This window comes from Streptomyces sp. DSM 40750 (assembly GCF_024612035.1).
Taxonomy (GTDB): Bacteria; Actinomycetota; Actinomycetes; order Streptomycetales; family Streptomycetaceae; genus Streptomyces.
The window spans coordinates 1,648,119-1,662,678 of the sequence record NZ_CP102513.1 but is presented as its reverse complement, the minus strand read 5'-3'; the positions used below and the strand labels follow the sequence as shown (position 1 = coordinate 1,662,678).

The 14,560-nt window shown below is 73.7% G+C and carries 11 protein-coding genes; 5 read left to right on the top strand and 6 right to left on the bottom strand.

From position 1 onward, the window contains the following. Positions 1 to 4 precede the first annotated feature (4 nt). From JIX55_RS07540 to cobM, 3 genes are all read left to right on the top strand, one after another. Positions 5 to 1,219, top strand: coding sequence for an MFS transporter (locus tag JIX55_RS07540; protein WP_257562489.1), 1,215 nt, complete (start codon positions 5 to 7; stop codon positions 1,217 to 1,219). 138 nt (positions 1,220 to 1,357) lie between these two features. Continuing rightward, positions 1,358 to 2,620 carry a precorrin-6y C5,15-methyltransferase (decarboxylating) subunit CbiE gene (gene cbiE / locus JIX55_RS07535; RefSeq protein ID WP_257562488.1) on the top strand — a complete coding sequence of 421 codons (1,263 nt, stop codon included), beginning with the start codon at positions 1,358 to 1,360 and terminating at the stop codon, positions 2,618 to 2,620. Then, positions 2,617 to 3,372, top strand: coding sequence for a precorrin-4 C(11)-methyltransferase (cobM, locus tag JIX55_RS07530; RefSeq protein WP_257562487.1), 756 nt, complete (start codon positions 2,617 to 2,619; stop codon positions 3,370 to 3,372). Before cbiE ends, cobM begins: the two co-directional genes overlap by 4 nt. A gap of 140 nt (positions 3,373 to 3,512) precedes the next feature. Here the strand turns inward: cobM and JIX55_RS07525 are convergent, their stop codons facing one another. Next, on the bottom strand, positions 3,513 to 4,649 hold the full coding sequence (locus JIX55_RS07525) for a cobalt-precorrin-5B (C(1))-methyltransferase (protein ID WP_257562486.1): 1,137 nt from the start codon (positions 4,647 to 4,649) through the stop codon (positions 3,513 to 3,515). An 18-nt stretch (positions 4,650 to 4,667) separates the two neighbouring features. On the opposite strand from JIX55_RS07525, the gene JIX55_RS07520 reads away from it, so the two are divergent. Beyond that, positions 4,668 to 5,414 (top strand): cobalt-precorrin-6A reductase, encoded by a 747-nt coding sequence (locus JIX55_RS07520; protein WP_257562485.1) that lies wholly within the window; start codon positions 4,668 to 4,670, stop codon positions 5,412 to 5,414. A gap of 32 nt (positions 5,415 to 5,446) precedes the next feature. Here JIX55_RS07520 and JIX55_RS07515 read toward each other — a convergent pair whose 3' ends face one another. From JIX55_RS07515 to cobG, 3 genes are read right to left on the bottom strand one after another with little or no spacing between them, the layout of a single operon-like run. Beyond that, entirely contained in the window at positions 5,447 to 6,937 is a 1,491-nt protein-coding gene (locus JIX55_RS07515; protein WP_257562484.1) for a precorrin-2 C(20)-methyltransferase, read from the bottom strand. Then, a complete protein-coding gene (locus JIX55_RS07510; RefSeq protein ID WP_257562483.1) occupies positions 6,934 to 7,596 on the bottom strand; it encodes a precorrin-8X methylmutase in 663 nt (220 codons plus the stop codon). Before JIX55_RS07510 ends, JIX55_RS07515 begins: the two co-directional genes overlap by 4 nt. Before the next feature lie 37 nt (positions 7,597 to 7,633). Then, on the bottom strand, positions 7,634 to 8,965 hold the full coding sequence (cobG, locus tag JIX55_RS07505) for a precorrin-3B synthase (RefSeq protein WP_257562482.1): 1,332 nt from the start codon (positions 8,963 to 8,965) through the stop codon (positions 7,634 to 7,636). 432 nt (positions 8,966 to 9,397) lie between these two features. On the opposite strand from cobG, the gene cobN reads away from it, so the two are divergent. Then, the gene (cobN, locus tag JIX55_RS07500; RefSeq protein WP_257562481.1) at positions 9,398 to 12,988 is read left to right on the top strand and encodes a cobaltochelatase subunit CobN; all 3,591 of its coding nucleotides are present in this window, start codon (positions 9,398 to 9,400) and stop codon (positions 12,986 to 12,988) included. 80 nt (positions 12,989 to 13,068) lie between these two features. Here the strand turns inward: cobN and JIX55_RS07495 are convergent, their stop codons facing one another. Continuing rightward, positions 13,069 to 13,290 (bottom strand): hypothetical protein, encoded by a 222-nt coding sequence (locus JIX55_RS07495; protein WP_257562480.1) that lies wholly within the window; start codon positions 13,288 to 13,290, stop codon positions 13,069 to 13,071. Positions 13,291 to 13,380: 90 nt separating this feature from the next. Further along, complete coding sequence (locus JIX55_RS07490) at positions 13,381 to 14,547, bottom strand: PP2C family protein-serine/threonine phosphatase (RefSeq protein ID WP_257562479.1); 1,167 nt, start codon at positions 14,545 to 14,547, stop codon at positions 13,381 to 13,383. Positions 14,548 to 14,560 lie beyond the last annotated feature (13 nt).

Below are 14,560 nucleotides of genomic sequence, written 5' to 3'. Positions count from 1 at the left end.
GCGGATGCCGAGTGGGCTCATCGCGCTGGCACTCGGCGGGTTCGGCATCGGTCTGACCGAGTTCCTGATCGCCGGGCTGCTGCCACAGGTGGCGTCGAGTTTCGCGGTGTCCGAGGCGGCGGCGGGCCGGCTGATCTCCGGGTACGCGTTGAGCGTCGCGATCGGAGCGATCGCGCTGACCGCGGCGACGGCGCGGCTGCCGCGCAAGGGCGTCCTGGTCGGCCTGGTGGCGCTGTTCGTCATCGGCAACCTGCTGTCGGCGGTCGCGCCGAACTATCAGGTGATGATGCTCGGGCGGATCGTCGCGGCGCTGTGCCACGGTTCGTTCTTCGGGATCGGCTCGCTGGTCGCCCGCAGTCTGGTCGCGCCGGAGAGGAAGTCCCGCGCGGTGGCGGTCATGTTCGCCGGGCTGACGCTCGCGAACGTGCTGGGCGTGCCGTTCGGCGCGCTGGTCGGTGAACGCTGGGGCTGGAGAGCGGCCTTCTGGGCGGTCACCGCGATCGGCGTCCTCGCGCTCGCGGGAATCGTCGCCCTCGTCCCCGGCGACGCGGCTCGGACGCGGCCGCCGGCTGTGCCGGGCCGCTCCGATCCGCCACCGCTCACCGGCTTGCGGGCGCAGTTCCGGGCGTTCCGCTCCTGGCAGGTCTGGCTGACCCTGACGGCCACCGCGCTCGGCTACGGCGGGATGTTCGGTGCGTTCAGTTACCTCGCCTACACGTTCACCGAGGTCGGCGGCTTCTCCTCGGCGGATGTCGCCTGGTTGCTGATGGTGTACGGCGTCGGCCTCGTCGTCGGCAACCTGGTCGGCGGGCGAGCGGCCGACCACGACCGTGATCGCGCCCTGGTCCTCGCTCTCGCCGGACTCACCGTCACCCTGGCCGCGTTCGGCCTGCTGGCCGGCAGTGCCGTCGGGTCGGTGATCCTGGTGTTCCTGATGGGCGTGACCGGGTTCGCCGCCGTGCCCGGCATGATCACTCGTGTCACCGACTTCGCCCACGGCGCGGCACTGGCCGCCAGCGCCAACGTGTCCGCGTCGAACATCGGCAACGCCCTCGGCGCCTGGCTCGGCGGCCTGGCCATCACCGCGGGCCTCGGCTACACCGCGCCCCTCTACGTCGGCGCGGGCATCACCCTGACCTCCGTCATCGTCATGGCCGTCGCCGCACACCACGCCAGGTCACCGTCCGTCAGGACGCTGACGAAGGCGGAGAGCTCGTAGGAACGTGCGGAGGGCCGGTCCCTGAGGGGTTGACGCACCCCAGGAGCACACCCGGAGCCCCCGGCCAGTAGAGTGCGCCCCTGTTGTCTCCGGGAGAGGCGACCCCAGGACCGTCCCCGAAATCCGAGGTAGCGAAGAGTGACCCCCGCACGACCAGGACCGACTCCCGCCGTCACCGTCGTCGGGATCGGAGCCGACGGCTGGGGCGGACTGCCCGACACCTCCCGTACGGCCCTGCGCGACGCCGAGGTCCTGATCGGGGGCCCGCGCCAACTGGACCTGCTGCCGCCGGAGTGCGCGGGGGAGCGGACGGCCTGGCCCTCGCCGCTGCGCCCCGCCGTCCCCGGCCTGCTCGCCGCGCACGCCGGCCGCCGGATCGCCGTACTGGCCAGCGGTGACCCCATGTTCTACGGCATCGGCCGCGCCCTCGCCGAGGAGACCTCAGCCCTGCGCGTCCTGCCGCACCCCTCCTCCGTCTCCTACGCCGCCGCCCGCCTCGGCTGGCCGCTGGAGGACGTCGAGGTCGTCACCCTCGTCGGGCGGCCCACCGCCCGTCTCGCCGCCGCCCTGCACGACGGCCGACGGCTCCTCGTGCTGAGCGCGGACGCCGACACACCGGGCGAGGTCGCCGCCCTGCTGAGGGGCCGAGGCTTCGGGACCAGCCGGATGCGGGTCCTGGAACAACTCGGCGGGGAGAGGGAACGGACGAGCGGCGAGAGCACCGCCGACGACTGGGCGCGGGCGCACCCGCCCGGCGACCCCCTCAACATCGTCGCCGTCGAGTGCCGCCGAGCCCCGGACGCGCTGCGGCTCGGCGCCGTGCCGGGGCTCCCGGACGAGGCGTACGAGCACGACGGGCAGCTCACCAAGCGGTATGTGCGCGCCGCCACCCTGGGCGCGCTCGCCCCGGCGCCCGGTGAGCTGCTGTGGGACATCGGCGGCGGGTCGGGCTCGATCGCGATCGAGTGGATGCGGACGCACCCCTCCTGCCGGGCGGTCACCGTCGAACGCGATCCGGTGCGGGCCGAGCGCATCACCCGCAACGCCGAACGCCTCGGCGTGCCCGGGCTGCGGGTCGTCACCGGCGCCGCGCCCGCCGTCCTGGCCGAACTCCCGCCGCCCGACGCCGTGTTCGTCGGCGGCGGACTCACCGCGCCCGGCCTCCTCGACGCCTGCTGGGAGGCGCTGCCCGGCGGCGGACGGCTGGTCGCCAACACCGTGACGCTGGAGTCCGAGGCGTTGCTCGCCGACGCCCACCGGCGCCACAGCGGTGAACTGGTGCGGCTCGCGGTGGCGCACGCCGTGCCCGTGGGCGGCTTCACCGGGTGGCGGCAGGCGATGCCGGTGACCCAGTGGGCCGCCCAGAAAACCATCGACCCCGCTCCAGGAGCAGACAGATGACCGTGTACTTCATCGGTGCCGGCCCCGGTGCCGCCGACCTGATCACGGTCCGCGGCGCCCGCACGCTCGCCGCCTGCCAGGTCTGCCTGTACGCGGGCAGTCTCGTCCCGCGCGAACTGCTGGCCGAATGCCCGCCGGACGCCCGGCTGGTGGACACCGCTCAGCTGAATCTGGACGAGATCACCGCCGAACTGGTGCGCGCGCACGAGGAGGGGCACGACGTGGCCCGGCTGCACTCCGGGGACCCGTCCGTGTTCAGCGCGGTCGCCGAGCAGATGCGGCGGCTGGACGCGGCCGACGTGCCGTACGAGGTGGTGCCGGGTGTGCCCGCCTTCGCCGCCGCGGCGGCCTCCCTGAAGCGGGAGCTGACCGTGCCGACCGTCGGCCAGACCGTCATCCTCACCCGGATCGCCCACCGCGCCACCGCCATGCCCGAGGGCGAGGACCTGGCCACCCTCGGCCGCAGCGGCGCCCTGATGGTGCTGCACCTGGCCGCCAAGTACGTGGACCGCGTGGTCGAGGAACTGCTCCCGCACTACGGCGCCGACTGCCCCGTCGCGGTCGTCGCCTACGCCTCCCGCCCCGACGAGCTGATCATCCGGGGCACGCTCGACGAGATCGCGGGGAAAGTGAAGGAAGCGGGTGTGCTGCGCACGGCTGTGATCATGGTCGGGCGAACGCTTGGTGCGCAGCAGTTCCGGGACAGCCACCTGTACTCGCCGGAACGGGAACGGGAGCGGCACGGTTGCTGATGGCCCGGGTGTGTTGTCGGGTGCGGGTGAGTGGGGCTTCTCGCGCAGTTCCCCGCGCCCCTGAAAGACACGGCCCCTGCTTTTCAGGGGCGCGGGGAACTGCGCGACCAGCCCCCACTCGCCCGCACCCGCATCGGTGATCACCGGACCGCGCTGCGGCCCACCACCGTGCCCGCCCGGTCGATGCAGATGACGTCGACCGCGACGGGCGCGCCCCGCAGCACGGCCAGGGCCTCGTCGCGGGCCGCCGTCGCCACCAGGTCGCCCAGCGGCACCCCCGCCGCCATGCACAGCTGGAGCGCGGCGAGCCCGGTGTTGGCCTCGGCCACCTCGACGGCCAGCGCCTCGTCCGCGCCGCCGTGCCGGGCCAGTTCGGCGAGGAAGCCCCTGTCGACCTGGGAGCGGGCGGAGTGCAGGTCGAGATGGCCGACGGCGAGCTTGGAGAGCTTGGCGAAGCCACCGCAGATCGTCAGCCGGTCGACGGGATGCCGGCGGACGTACTTCAGCACCGCGCCCGCGAAGTCGCCCATGTCCAGCAGGGCGTCCTCGGGCAGGTCGTACTCGGCGACGACCGTCTTCTCCGACGTCGACCCCGTGCAGCCCGCGACATGCGTGCGCCCGGCCGCCCGCGCCACGTCCACGCCCCGCCGGATGGAGTCGATCCACGCCGAGCAGGAGTACGGGACCACGATGCCCGTGGTGCCGAGGATGGACAGGCCGCCGAGGATGCCGAGCCGGGGGTTCCAGGTGGAGCGGGCGATCTCCTCGCCGTGGTCCACGGAGACGGTGATCTCGACGTCGCCGGTGCCGCCGTGGCGGGCGGCGACCTCGGCGACGTGGTCCCGCATCATCTGCCGGGGGACCGGGTTCACGGCCGGCTCGCCGACGGGCAGGGGCAGACCGGGGCGGGTGATCGTCCCGACGCCGGGGCCGGCCCTGAACACCACCCCGTCCCCCGCGGGCAGCCGCCGTACCGTGGCCCGGACCAGCGCACCGTGCGTGACGTCCGGATCGTCGCCCGCGTCCTTCACGATCCCCGCCATCGCGCTCTCGCCGGTCAGCTCCTCGGCCGCGAGCGCGAACGACGGGGTCTGCCCCTTGGGCAGGGTGATGGTCACCGGGTCGGGGAACTCGCCGGTCAGCAGGGCGGTGTACGCGGCCGTCGTGGCCGCCGTCGCACAGGCACCGGTGGTCCAGCCGGGCCGCAGGCCGGTGTGCTTGAGTTGGGCCGCACGACCGCCCTTGGCCTCGCCGACGTCTTTGGCTTCACTGCTCATGAACGGACCCGGACTTCCATGCACGTACTGATACTCGGCGGCACCACGGAGGCCCGCCGCCTGGCCGAACTGCTCCACGACACCTCTGACCTGCGGCTGACCAGCTCCCTCGCCGGACGCGTCGCCAGCCCCCGGCTGCCCCCGGGCGAGGTCCGCGTCGGCGGCTTCGGCGGGGCCGAGGGGCTGGCCGCCTGGCTGCGCGAGCACAGGGTGGACGCGCTCATCGACGCCACCCACCCTTTCGCCGGGACCATGAGTTTCCACGCGGCACGGGCGGCCGCCGCCACCCATGTTCCCCTGCTCGCGCTGCGCCGCCCCGGCTGGGTCCCGGCCGACGGCGACGACTGGCACGACGCGGCCTCCCTGGAGGAGGCCGCGACGCTGCTGCCCGCGCTCGGGCGGCGCGTGTTCCTCACCACCGGGCGCATGGGCCTGGCCACGTTCGCCGCCCTGGACGACCTGTGGTTCCTCGTCCGGTCCGTCGACGCGCCCGAGGCCCCGCACCCGGCCCGTATGGAGGTGCTGCTCGACCGCGGCCCCTTCACCCTCGACGGGGAACGCGAGCTGCTGCGCCGCCACCGTGTCGACGTCGTCGTGACGAAGGACAGCGGGGGAGCCGCCACAGCGCCGAAGCTCACCGCGGCCCGGGAGGCCGGGCTGCCCGTCGTCGTGGTGCGCAGGCCGCCCGTGCCCGAGGGCGTCCCCGTGGTGGCGGATCCCGAGGCGGCGGCCCGCTGGGTCGACGCACGTCTCCCCACCCGCTGAACCACCCCTGCCGATCGCGGTGCCGTACGCGCTCACCCCTCCGGATAGCGGCGCGGCGTCCAGACGACTTCCTCGCCGTCCCCGCGCCGTACTACCTGCGTCTGCGAGGAGCCGACCAGCAGGATCGTGCGCATGTCGACCTCGGCCGGATCCAGGTCGGCCAGCCGTACGATCCGGACGTGCTCACCGGAGCCTCCCACGTCCCGGGCGACCACGACCGGGGTGTCCGGCGCCCGGTGCTCCAGCAGCAGCTCGCGCGCCTTGCCCACCTGCCAGGTGCGGCTGCGTGAACCGGGGTTGTACAGGGCCAGCACCAGGTCCGCCGAGGCCGCCGCGCGCAGCCGCTCGGCGATGACCTCCCACGGCTTGAGCCGGTCGGAGAGGGAGAGGGCCGCGTAGTCGTGGCCGAGCGGGGCGCCCGCGCGGGCGGCGGCCGCGTTGGCGGCGGTCACGCCCGGCAGCACCCGCACCGGGACGTCCGTGTACTCCTTCTGCGAGGCGACCTCCAGGACGGCCGTCGCCATGGCGAAGACGCCCGGGTCGCCGCCGGAGACCACCGCGACCCGCCGCCCGCGCCGGGCCAGATCGAGGGCGAACTCGGCGCGCTCCGACTCGACCCGGTTGTCCGAGCCGTGCCGTACCTGGCCCGCGCGCCGAGGCACCCGGTCCAGGTAGGTCGTGTAGCCGACCAGGTCGTCGGCGGCGGCGAGCGCGCCCCGCGTCTCGGGCGTCAGCCACAGCGGACCGGCCGGACCGGTGCCGACCACGACCACCTCGCCCCGCTCCCGAACCTCGGGCCGTTCGGCGTCGACCTGGCTGGGCAGCACGGCCACCGCGAAGTACGGCACCGACTCCGCGTCCACGTCCGCCAGTTCGGCGATCCGCTCCCCGGCCATGGTGGCGCGTTCGACGTACCGGGCCTCGTCCAGCCGACCCGCACCCTCCAGTGCGCTCCGCACCTTGGTGAAGGTCCGGCCCAGCTTCATCACCACGGCCGCGTCGGTGGAGGCGAGCCGCGCGGTCAGCTCCTCCTCGGGCAGGGTGCCCGGCAGGATCGTCAGCACCTCCTCGCCCTCGGCCAGCGGTGTGCCCAGGCGGGCGGCGGCGGCGGACACGGACGTGACACCGGGGATCACCTCGGTGTCGTAACGGCCGGTGAGCCGCTTGTGCATGTGCATGTAGGAGCCGTAGAAGAGGGGATCGCCCTCGGCGAGGACCGCGACCGTACGTCCCGCGTCGAGATGCGCGGCCAGCCGGGCCGCCGCCTCCGTGTAGAACTCCTCCATCGCGCCCTTGTAGCCGCCCGGGTGATCGGTGGTCTCCGTCGTGACCGGGTAGACCAGCCGCTCCTCGATGTGGTCGGCGCGGATGTGCCGCGCCGCGATCGAGCGGGCGATGGAACGGCCGTGCCGCGCGCTGTGGTACGCGATCACGTCCGCCTCGGCGATGACCTCGACGGCCCGTACGGTCATCAGGGACGGGTCACCGGGGCCGAGCCCCACCCCGTACAGCTTGCCGCTCACTCTTCCTCACTCGCGATCGCGTTGAGCGCGGCGGCGGCGATGGCACTGCCGCCTCGACGGCCGCGCACGACGATGTGCTCCAGGCCCGACGGGTGCGCGGCCAGCGCGTCCTTGGACTCGGCGGCGCCGACGAAGCCGACCGGGACACCGATGACGGCGGCGGGCCGGGGCGCGCCCTCCTCGATCATCTCCAGGAGCCGGAAGAGGGCGGTGGGCGCGTTGCCGACGGCGACGACGGAACCCTCCAGCCTGTCCCGCCACAGTTCCAGGGCGGCGGCACTGCGCGTGGTGCCCAGCCTCGCCGCCAGTTCGGGGACGGCCGGGTCGGAGAGCGTGCAGAGCACGTCGTTGCCGGCGGGCAGCCGCTTGCGGGTGACTCCGCTGGCCACCATCTGGACGTCGGTGAAGATGGGCGCGCCGGCGCGCAGGGCCTCACGGGCGCGGGCCACCACGTCGGGTGTGTACGCCAAGTCCCGTACGAGGTCGACCATTCCGCAGGCGTGGATCATCCGGACCGCGACCTGGCTGATGTCGGCGGGCAGGGCCGCGAGGTCCGCCTCCGCGCGGATGGTGGCGAAGGACTGGCGGTAGATGGCCGGCCCGTCCTTCTCGTAGTCGTACGTGGTCACGGTGGTCTTCTCGCTGCTCTCGGTCGTCATACGGCTGTCGTTCGTGCGGCTCGTGGGGACGTTCGGTTCATGGGGCTGATGCGGTGATCGCCGCCAGGGCGGTGGCGAGTTGGGAGGGGTCGGCCATGGGCGCGGTGCGCGGGTCGGGGGCGCGGGTGGTGAGGGAGAGCTGATAGCCGCCGCCTTCGACGGCGACGACGTCGACCCGTTCGCCCCGGGGGTGGCCGCAGCGGCGTCCGCATCCGGACCAGTACAGGGGGAGGCCGGCGCGCCCGGCGGCGGCGAGGCTCTCGGTCGCGTCCGCCCGTACGTCCGCGAGGGACTTGGCGCATCCGGGCCGTCCGATGCAGGCGCCGACGCGGAGCCAGGGGGAGTCCGGGTCGGTGACGAGGCCGGTGGCGGAGAGCTGGGCGAGCGCGTCGGCCGCCTGCTCGGCGCCCATGCCCGGCGCGGGTACGACGATGCCGCGCCAGGGGGTCAGCCGCAGTTCACCGGCGGGGTCCTGGGAGGCCACCCGCGTCAACTCCCGCCACTGGAGGGCCGAGAGCCGGCCGAGCGGAGCGTGTACGGAGAGGGCGGCGCCGACGAGCCCGGGCGGCGGCCCGTCGTCGGTGGCCGTCCCGACACCGGCCGTGCTCGTGGCGTCGATGCCGTCGGCCGCCAGACGGTGTCGGATCCTACGTGTCAACTCCCCTTCATCAAGAGGAAGTTCAGTAAGCCGCCAGACCTGGGTCCCGCTCTCCCGCACCGCCTCCAGGAAGGTCTCGGCAGCCGCCAGAGCGGCGCGGGGCGCGTCCTCGCCGGGTACCAGCAGGGCTTCGCCGGCCGTTCCGAGGCCCAGCAGCGCGGCGCCGTCCTCGGCCGCCCGTACGGTCACATCGGCGCCGAGCCCGGCCACGTCACCGCGCCCGTCGTCGAGCGCGAACAGGAACCGGCCCGACAACGCCCGCGCCCCGTCGCTCGCGCAGAGGGCCGCGTCGAGGGCCGACAGCCAGGGCCGTACGTCGCGCAGGCCATGTCCGTCGAGGCCGGACAGCGGAGAAGCGACGATGTTGCGCACCCGTTCGTGCCCGGGGGAGGGAAGCAGCCCGGCCGCGTCCAGCAACTCGGCCAGTGCCGCCCCGCAGCCGTCCGCCAGCCCCCGCAACTGCACATTGCCGCGCGAGGTGAGGTGTAGTTCGCCGTCACCGAGCCGCCGCGCCGCCTCCGCGAGCGCCTCCGCCTGGCGGACGGTCAGGACGCCGCCCGGAACCCGTACACGGGCCAGCGCCCCGTCGTCCGCGGTGTGCAGCCGGAGCGTCCCCGGGCAGGCGTCACCGCGGTCTCGTGGGGCCGCTGTGGCCTGGGAGGATGAACGGAGGGCAGCCATGGACATGGCGGCGAGCATACCTACCGTCATCACGGCTGTATGCCCCGCCCTTTTGAGGCGCCCCTTACTATGCTGTGTGGTGGATCATCCGGTCCACCGACGCCACGACGGCGACAGGGGAGGAAGCCCGGTGTGAGTCCGGCGCGGTCCCGCCACTGTGAGCCCGCCCCTAGACCCTGTCGTCAAATGCCCGCCTGCCCCGCGACGCCATGCACGCACTCTCGCCGCACCGGGCACAGACCCACGTACAACCAGTACGAGGGCCTGTGCCCGGCACGCCGAGAGCACGCACCTGACGCCGCAGAGCCCGCCCTTCGGGCGGACGACGGGCATTTGACGACAGGGCCTGGGGCCGGGCGAGCCAGGAACTCCCTTCCCCGAACCCTCGGCCCCGGCCGAGCAGGGGAGACTCCGATCCGACACCGCCCGGGGCGCGGACCCCGAGGAAGGCCCAGCCGCCACATGATCCTGCTCCTGTCGACGTCCGACACCGATCTGCTCAGCGCCCGCGCGGCCACCGGCCCGGTCCCGTACCGCTTCGCCAACCCCTCCCGTCTGGTCCTCGACGACCTCCCCGCCCTCCTCGACGGCGTCGACCTGGTCGTCGTACGGCTCCTCGGCGGCATCAGGGCCTGGCAGGACGGCCTGGACCTGCTGCTCGCCGACGGCCGCCCGGTCGTCGTCCTCACCGGTGAACAGGCGCCCGACGCCCAGCTGATGGCCGCCTCCACCGTCCCCGTCGGTATCGCGGCCGAGTCGCACGCCTACCTCGCGCACGGCGGCCCGGCCAACCTGGAGCAGCTCGCCCGCTTCCTCTCCGACACGGTCCTGCTCACCGGCCACGGCTTCGAGGCGCCCTCGCCCGCCCCCACCTGGGGACCGCTGGAGCGCACTCCCCGCGACGGCGTCGACGGCCCGACGGTCGCCCTGCTCTACTACCGGGCCCACCACATGAGCGGCAACACCGCTTTCGTCGGCGCCCTGTGCGACGCGATCGAGGACGCGGGCGGCCATGCCCTTCCGCTGTACGTGGCCTCCCTGCGCGCCCCCGAGCCCGAGCTGATCGAGGAACTCCGCTCCGCGGACGTGATCATCACCACTGTCCTGGCCGCGGGCGGCACGAAGCCGGCCGAGGCGTCGGCCGGCGGTGACGACGAGTCCTGGGACGCGGGCGCCCTGACCGGCCTCGACGTCCCCATCCTCCAGGCGCTCTGCCTCACCTCCTCCCGGGCCGACTGGGACGCCGGCGACGAAGGCGTCTCCCCGCTCGACGCGGCCAGCCAGATCGCCGTACCCGAGTTCGACGGCCGCCTGATCACCGTCCCGTTCTCCTTCAAGGAGATCGACGCCGACGGCCTCCCTGCGTACGTCGCGGACCCCGAGCGGGCCGCCCGAGTCGCCGGAATCGCCGTACGCCACGCGCGACTCCGTCACATCCCGGCCGCCGACAAGCGCCTCGCGCTCGTGCTCTCCGCCTATCCGACCAAGCACTCCCGCATCGGCAACGCGGTCGGCCTGGACACACCGGCGAGCGCGGTGGCCCTTCTGCGCCGGCTCCGGGCCGAGGGCTACGACTTCGGGGACACGGACGTGCCCGGTCTGGCGTCCGGCGACGGCGACGAGCTGATCCGCGCGCTGATCGAGGCCGGCGGCCACGACCAGGACTGGCTCACCGAGGAGCAGTTGGCCCGCAACCCGGTCCGCATCGCGGCGGCCGACTACCGCCGCTGGTTCGCCACACTCCCCGAGGAACTGCGCTCGGCGGTGGAGGAGCACTGGGGTCCGGCCCCCGGCGAGATGTTCGTCGACCGCAGCCGCAACCCGGAGGGCGACATCGTCCTCGCGGCCCTCCGCTTCGGCAATCTGCTGATCCTCATCCAGCCCCCGCGCGGCTTCGGCGAGAACCCGATCGCGATCTACCACGACCCGGACCTCCCGCCCTCCCACCACTACCTGGCCGCCTACCGCTGGATCGCCGCCCGGACGGAGGACGGCGGCTTCGGCGCCGACGCGATGATCCACCTCGGCAAGCACGGCAACCTGGAGTGGCTCCCCGGCAAGAACGCCGGTCTGTCCGCCGCCTGCGGCCCCGACGCCGCCCTCGGCGACCTCCCCCTGATCTACCCCTTCCTGGTCAACGACCCCGGCGAGGGCACCCAGGCCAAGCGCCGCGTCCACGCCACCCTGGTCGACCACCTGGTCCCGCCGATGGCCCGCGCCGACTCGTACGGCGACATCGCGCGTCTTGAGCAACTCCTCGACGAGTACGCCCAGATCTCCTCCATGGACCCGGCGAAGCTCCCGGCGATCCGCGCCCAGATCTGGACCCTCATCCAGGCCGCCAGACTCGACCACGACCTCGGCCTGGACGACCGCCCGGAGGACGACGGCTTCGACGACTTCCTCCTCCACGTCGACGGCTGGCTCTGCGAGGTCAAGGACGCCCAGATCCGCGACGGTCTGCACGTCCTCGGCACCCCGCCCAGCGGCGACGACCACGTCAACCTGGTCCTCGCCATCCTCCGCGCCCGCCAGATCTGGGGCGGCGCCACCGCGCTGCCCGGCCTGCGGGAGGCCCTCGGCCTCGACGAGTCCGCCGCGACCCGTACGACCGCCGACGCGGCCGAGGAGAAGGCCCGCGCTCTCGTCCAGGAGATGCAGGACGCGGGCTGGGACCCGGCCGCCGTCCCCACCGAGCACGGCGAACAGGTCGCCGCCGTCCTGGAGTTCGCGGCCCGCGAGGTCGTACCGCGCCTGGCCGCGACCACCGCCGAACTCGACCACACCGTGCACGCGCTGGCGGGCGGCTTCGTCCCGGCGGGCCCCTCGGGCTCCCCGCTGCGGGGGCTCGTCAACGTCCTCCCGACCGGCCGCAACTTCTACTCCGTCGACCCCAAGGCGGTCCCCTCCCGCCTCGCCTGGGAGACCGGCCAGGCCCTCGCGGACTCCCTGCTGGAGCGCTACCGCACGGACAACGGCGAGTGGCCCACGTCCGTCGGGCTGTCGTTGTGGGGCACGAGTGCCATGCGCACGGCGGGCGACGACGTGGCCGAGGCCCTCGCCCTGCTCGGCATCCGCCCGGTCTGGGACGACGCCTCACGCCGCGTGACCGGCCTGGAGCCCGTCCCTCACGAGGAGTTGGGCCGCCCCCGCATCGACGTCACCCTGCGCATCTCCGGCTTCTTCCGAGACGCCTTCCCGCACACGATCGGGCTGCTGGACGACGCCGTACGCCTGGCCGCGTCCCTGGACGAACCGGCCTCGGTCAACCACGTACGCGCCCACGTCCAGGCCGACCTGTCGGCGCACGGCGACGAACGCCGGGCCACCACCCGGATCTTCGGCTCCCGCCCCGGCACGTACGGCGCCGGTCTGCTCCAGCTCATCGACTCCCGCGACTGGCGCACCGACGCCGACCTCGCCGAGGTCTACACGGTGTGGGGCGGCTACGCCTACGGCCGCGAACTCGACGGGCGCCCGGCCCGCGAGGAGATGGAGACGGCGTACAAGCGGATCGAGGTCGCCGCGAAGAACACGGACACCCGCGAGCACGACATCGCCGACTCCGACGACTACTTCCAGTACCACGGCGGCATGGTGGCCACCGTCCGGGCCCTGCGCGGCACGGCCCCCGAGGCGTACATCGGTGACTCCACCCGCCCCGAGACGGTCCGGACGCGGACCCTCGTCGAGGAGACGTCCAGGGTCTTCCGCGCGCGTGTCGTCAACCCCAAGTGGATCGAGGCGATGCGCCGCCACGGCTACAAGGGCGCCTTCGAACTCGCCGCCACCGTGGACTACTTGTTCGGCTACGACGCCACCACCGGCGTGGTCGCCGACTGGATGTACGACAAGCTCACCGAGACCTACGTCCTGGACCCCGCCAACCGCGAGTTCCTCCAGCAGGCCAACCCCTGGGCCCTGCACGGCATCGCCGAGCGACTGCTGGAAGCGGAGTCCCGCGGGATGTGGGAGAAGCCCGACCCGGCGGTGCTGGAGGGGCTGCGGCAGGTGTACCTGGAGACGGAGGGGGACCTGGAGGGCGAGGGCTGACGGACCCGGGGCCGACCGCGCGCGCTCGGCCCCACTTCGCCCGGAGCTGTACGCGGGCTCCGCTGCCGGCGTTCGCGAGGTCAGACCTGATGCGGAGCGAAGAGCTCCAGATGGCCGCAGGCGCGGCAGCGGTAGGCGTCGATCTGGAAGCGGGGGCGGCCGAAGCGCTTGGCCCCGCCCAGGACGCCTCGCTCCAGGGGCCCGGGGATCCACCGCGCGTATCCCCGGGAGCTCTCACCGGCGTCCTCGACGAACCCCGCCTCCAGGTCGAAGCCCTGGCACTGCGAACACTTGATCTCCATACGGGCACTGTAGAAGGGACGCGGGCAGTCGATACCCGGCATCGGTAACGGGAGTGCTGCGATTCGCCGTCGTCTCGACGCCGGTCATGGTCATACCCGATCCGGCGCGGGTGCCGCTTCGGGAACGGCGGGCTTGCGGAGCAGGAGCAGCGCCGCGTCGTCGTGCAGTCGGCCTCCCACATGCGCCAGCAGTTCGTCGTGGAGCGCCGTGAGGGTGCGCGCCGGTTCGTCGGACACGTGCCGCGCCAGCCTGTCGGCGAGCGGGTAGAACTCACGGGCGTGATCGCGGGCCTCCGTGACGCCGTCGGTGTAGAGGAGCAGCTGGTCCTCGTCGGCGAAGGGCAGCACCTGGAGGGCGGGGGTCTCGTCCGTGAGGGCGCGCAGCCCGAGCGGTGGCGCCGGACGGTCGGGTTCCACCGGCACGACCTCGGATCCGCGCACCAGCAGCGGAGGCGTGTGCCCGCAGTTGACCACCTCCAGCATCCCCGGCCGGGGATGCCCGGCGACCACGGCGGTGACGAAGTCGTCGCAGCGCAGGTTGCGCGCCAGACTCCGCTCGATTCGGTCGACGACGGCGAGGAGATCGGGCTCCTCGTAGGCCGCCTCGCGGAAGACCCCGACCACCAGAGCGGCGATTCCCACCGCAGGCAGCCCCTTGCCGCGCACATCGCCGACGATCAGCCGAACCCCGTACGGGGTCGGCACGAGGGCGTAGAGATCCCCGCCGATACGGGCCTCGGCGGCCGCGGCGCTGTAGCGGACGGCCACCTGGAACGGGCCGACGGTCGCCGGTACGGGCTGGAGCAGCGCGTGCTGGGCGGCCTCGGCGACCGAGCGGACGGCCGCGAGCACCCGCTCGCGACGCCCGCGCAACGCGCTGGCCAGGCCACTCGCCAGGGTGACGGCCACCAGGGCGGACAGGACGGCCGCCAGCTCGCGGACCGGCTCGCCGTCACGGATTCCCAGCGTCGCGCCCAGCAGTCCGGCGAGGAGACCGACGCAGAGCACTCCGCGCGGCCCGCTGGTGGTGGCGGCCAGCGCGGGCCCGGCGGCGAGCAGCGACAGCCAGGTCAGTCCGGCTCCGCCGAGGAGGTCGACGACCACGATGACGGAGACGATCAGCACCGGCAGTACGGGCGTACCGGAGGCCAGCTGCGCGGCGAGGCGCTTCGGTGTCACCGTCCCCGGGGCGGCCACGTCTGTCCTGGGCGGCCGGATCGGCCGGTGGTCGCCACCGTGCTCTCGGGTGTGACTCATGTTTCGCCCGCAG

What these genes read in the sequence shown, in the direction of transcription:
- JIX55_RS07520 (WP_257562485.1), top strand. Translation starts at nt 4,668, where the DNA reads ATGCACGTACTGATACTCGGCGGCACCACGGAGGCCCGCCGCCTGGCC.
- JIX55_RS07540 (WP_257562489.1), top strand. Translation starts at nt 5, where the DNA reads ATGCCGAGTGGGCTCATCGCGCTGGCACTCGGCGGGTTCGGCATCGGT.
- cobG (WP_257562482.1), bottom strand. Translation starts at nt 8,965, where the DNA reads ATGACGGTAGGTATGCTCGCCGCCATGTCCATGGCTGCCCTCCGTTCA.
- JIX55_RS07490 (WP_257562479.1), bottom strand. Translation starts at nt 14,547, where the DNA reads ATGAGTCACACCCGAGAGCACGGTGGCGACCACCGGCCGATCCGGCCG.
- cobM (WP_257562487.1), top strand. Translation starts at nt 2,617, where the DNA reads ATGACCGTGTACTTCATCGGTGCCGGCCCCGGTGCCGCCGACCTGATC.
- JIX55_RS07510 (WP_257562483.1), bottom strand. Translation starts at nt 7,596, where the DNA reads ATGACGACCGAGAGCAGCGAGAAGACCACCGTGACCACGTACGACTAC.
- JIX55_RS07525 (WP_257562486.1), bottom strand. Translation starts at nt 4,649, where the DNA reads ATGAGCAGTGAAGCCAAAGACGTCGGCGAGGCCAAGGGCGGTCGTGCG.
- JIX55_RS07495 (WP_257562480.1), bottom strand. Translation starts at nt 13,290, where the DNA reads ATGGAGATCAAGTGTTCGCAGTGCCAGGGCTTCGACCTGGAGGCGGGG.
- cobN (WP_257562481.1), top strand. Translation starts at nt 9,398, where the DNA reads ATGATCCTGCTCCTGTCGACGTCCGACACCGATCTGCTCAGCGCCCGC.